The sequence below is a fragment of the Streptomyces sp. genome (genome assembly GCF_031178505.1).
GTDB lineage: Bacteria > Actinomycetota > Actinomycetes > Streptomycetales > Streptomycetaceae > Streptomyces > Streptomyces gulbargensis.
In genome coordinates this window covers 1-3,344 of record NZ_JAPSIW010000759.1, presented here as the reverse complement: position 1 = coordinate 3,344, position 3,344 = coordinate 1, and the positions used below count along the sequence as shown (strand labels likewise).

Annotated in this window: 2 protein-coding genes and 1 pseudogene; all 3 read right to left on the bottom strand. The window is 72.2% G+C overall.

Features of this window, described 5'->3' with window-relative positions:
* Positions 1-152: 152 nt before the first annotated feature.
* Positions 153-1,658, bottom strand: coding sequence for an ATP-binding protein (locus RIF68_RS31865; protein ID WP_309054743.1), 1,506 nt, complete (start codon positions 1,656-1,658; stop codon positions 153-155).
* Between the two features lie 298 nt (positions 1,659-1,956).
* Positions 1,957-2,970 carry a Gfo/Idh/MocA family oxidoreductase gene (locus RIF68_RS31860; protein WP_309054742.1) on the bottom strand — a complete coding sequence of 338 codons (1,014 nt, stop codon included), beginning with the start codon at positions 2,968-2,970 and terminating at the stop codon, positions 1,957-1,959.
* A 232-nt stretch (positions 2,971-3,202) separates the two neighbouring features.
* A pseudogene (locus tag RIF68_RS31855) lies at positions 3,203-3,344 on the bottom strand (MFS transporter); the annotation flags it as partial.

Below are 3,344 nucleotides of genomic sequence, written 5' to 3'. Positions count from 1 at the left end.
AGGGAGTACGGGCCGCCGCGCGGCCCGTACCGCGCGACGGCCGGGGCCTCTCCTGTGGGGGGTGGCGGCCCCGGCCGTCTCCGTGGTGCCGGCCTCCGACCTGATCTTCGCGCGGATTTCACGGGCGGCGTTGCCAGCGGCCCGGGCCCTCGTCAGCCGCTGTAGAGGGTGGGCAGATCGACCAGGAGTACGTCGCCACGACCGTGCGCCAGTTCGACAAGATCGGGATAGAAGCCGTGCAATGAGTACAGGGCCAGCGTGGTGGCGGCGGTGTCGTACCCCTGGTCCGCGAGGAGCGTACGGATACGTTCCAGGCGTTCCAGGTCACCGGTCCCCCGGCGCGCGGCGGTCGCCTTGGCCTCACCCAGCAGCGCGATGCTCGCACGGTGAGCCTGCGGGCGCTCACCGGCGGCCAGGGCGATGACATCGACCTCGTGCTTGGTCCGGGCGGCGGGGTCTGCGACCTCCGTGGTGCCGACCGGACCGGGCAGGCCACCGGGCAACAGGGTGTGGGCATGACGACGGGTGAAGTCGCGGGCCAGGTCCTCGAAGTGCGGCCCGAGGATCTTGGAGTTGAAGGTCGGAGCGGCCTGCTGCCACACCTGCTCGGCGAAGCCCTGCTCCACGGCGGCGGCCTGCGGGAGGGTGATGAGCTGGTTGAAGCGGATGACCGGGTCAGCGAGAGTGATGACGGGGTGCTTGGAGCGCAGGATGTCCTGTTCCCGCCGGATGTAGCCGGTGGATTCCAGGACTCCGAGCGGGTGGGCGACGGCGTTGCGCGGGCGTTCCAGGGCGGCCCCGATCTTGCTCGGGGTGGTGGCCCCGTTCGCGATCGCGGTGAGGATGTCGTAGTACAGGGTGTGCTGGGTGATCCTCGGGTCCTCGCGCAGCAGGTACTCGGTCTCGGTACGCGAGTACACCGCCCGCCCCGGGTCCAGCAGCGTCCGGGTGAGCCAGGCGTCGAAGCCGTCGTCCGGATGCGGACGGGCAGCCACCGGTCTGTAACCGGGGGCCCCGCCCAGGACCGCGTGCACCTTCAGCGCGGTCAGCGGGTCGGCGATCTGCCAGAAGGTTCGGCTGTCGCGGTAGTCGAAGGCGCCCAGCCGTAGATCGACCACGGCGCGGCCCCGCAACGGCTTGGTCCCCGAGAGCAGTTCATGCATGACGCTCATCGCGGAGCCGCACAGGATCAGCCGCGGACCCGGCCCGGCGCCAGGCCGGGCACCCCGCTGGCGCTCGTCATAGAGCTGCTGCAACAGGCCCGGGATCTCCGGCGAGTGCTGGAGCAGATACGGCAGCTCGTCGATCACCAGGAGCGGGTGCGATGAACGGGCGGCCACCTCGAGGGCGTTGGACAGAACGTCACGCCAGTCGGTCAGACGCAGGCTCCCCGGCCGCAGGCCGGCGTGAGCGGCTACCGCGTCACTGAACCGCCGGATCGCGGGCAGTCGTCCCTCCTCCCGGACTGCTGTGACGTACAGCCCGCCAACCTGCTCGGACAGGGCCTGCAGAAGGTACGACTTCCCGTGCCGCCGCCGACCCGACACGATGCCGAGCCGCATCGCCGGGTCCGGATCAGTGAGGAACGCCGCGAGCAGATCCCACTCCCGGTCCCGGTCGAACAGGTCATCCGGCTTGGCTACCAGACCCTTCGCCACGTGCCCTCCTGTACCTGACCACGACGGATTGCGTCTAAGTCTACTTCGACGCATTCCGTCGTACTCCGATCGAGCCAAGGATCGGACACGTGATCCGGCGCGTGAAGGGCCGGGGTGGCAGCCCCGGCCGCTCCGCGGTGCCGGCCCGGCCGGGGACCGGCCGCGGTTCAGGCGGCCGGCGCGGAGGCGGGAGCCGCGCACGGCGACCGCCCGGCATCCCCGCGGCCCGGTCCGGCGGCCCCGCGGGCCAGGTGGCCCGGTGCCGGGGCGCGGGACTCGCGGGGGCCGGGGGCGGTCCTCACTCGGTGTCGTAGAAGGCGGGCCGGGGCTTGAGCGCGGTGGCGACGACCTGGCCCGAGTGCAGGGCCTCCACGGTCGCGGCGGTGATGGCGGTGGCGGCGTACCCGTCCCACGCGGAGGGGCCGGTCGGCTCCTCGCCCGCCGCGACGCCCGCGATCCACTCGCGGAACTCGGTGTCGAAGGCGTCCTGGAAGCGGCCCGTCCAGTCGGTGAGGACCTCGGTGCTGTGCGACCCGGCGGTGCGCACCCCCGCCGCGGCCGGGTCGGGCAGCCGCACCAGGCCCTCCTCCCCCACGGCCTCGCACTGGATGTCGTAGCCGTACTGGCAGTTGACGAAGACCTCCAGGTCGACGCGGACGCCCTGCTCGGTCTCGAAGAGCATGATCTGCGGGTCCTTGAGGTGCGGGAACCGCTTGCTGGTGGAGCGCGGGGTGACGACCTGGGTGGAGACGATCTCGTCGTCCAGCAGCCAGCGCAGCACGTCGATCTCGTGCACGGCGGTGTCCAGCGCGGCCATGTCGGAGGTGTAGGTCTCGGGGACGGTCGGGTTGCGGTGGGCGCAGTGCACGACGAGCGGGGCGCCGATCCGGCCGGCGTCGATGACCTGCTTGAGCTGCCGGTAGCCGCGGTCGTAGCGGCGCATGAAGCCGACCTGGACCAGGCGGCGGCCGTGCGCGGCCTCGGCCTCGGTGATCCGCAGGCAGTCCTCGGCCGTGGTCGCCAGCGGCTTCTCGCAGAAGACCGGCTTGCCCGCGGCGATGGCGTTGAGCACGTGCTCGGCGTGGGTGGGTCCCCAGGAGGTGACCAGGACGGCGTCCACGGCGTCCGACGCGACGAGCGCGGCGCCGTCCGGGAGGACCCGGGCGCCGACCCGCGCGGCGGCGGTGGCGGCCCGGCCGGCGTCGATGTCCGTGACCGCGGTGACTTGGGCGCCGGTGACGACGTCGGTGAGGCGGCGGATGTGTTCCTGGCCGATCCAGCCGGCCCCGATGACGCCTACGCGAACGGTCATGACATGTCCTGCCTTTCTACGGTCCCCGGGCCGCGGCGGCCCGGGGACGGGAGGTGGGGGGTGGGGGGATGCGTGGAGCGTGGTGGTGCGTGCGGGTCCGCCGCTGAGGAGGTGGCGAGGACCGGAACCGAGGGGAAGCGGGAGCCGCCTCAAGGGAGAGCGGAGCCGCCATAGGGGAGCGAGCGTCACCTCAGGGAAAGCGGGCGCCGCCTCAGGACGAGCGGGCGCCGCCTCAGGAGAAGCGGGTCCGCAGCTCCTGCTCCAGGGTTTCGAGGCTGCGGCCCCGGGTCTCGGGCACGTACTTCTTCACGAAGACGATGGCGGCGACGCCGAGCACCACGAAGAGGAAGAACGTGGCGGAGATGCCGATGCCC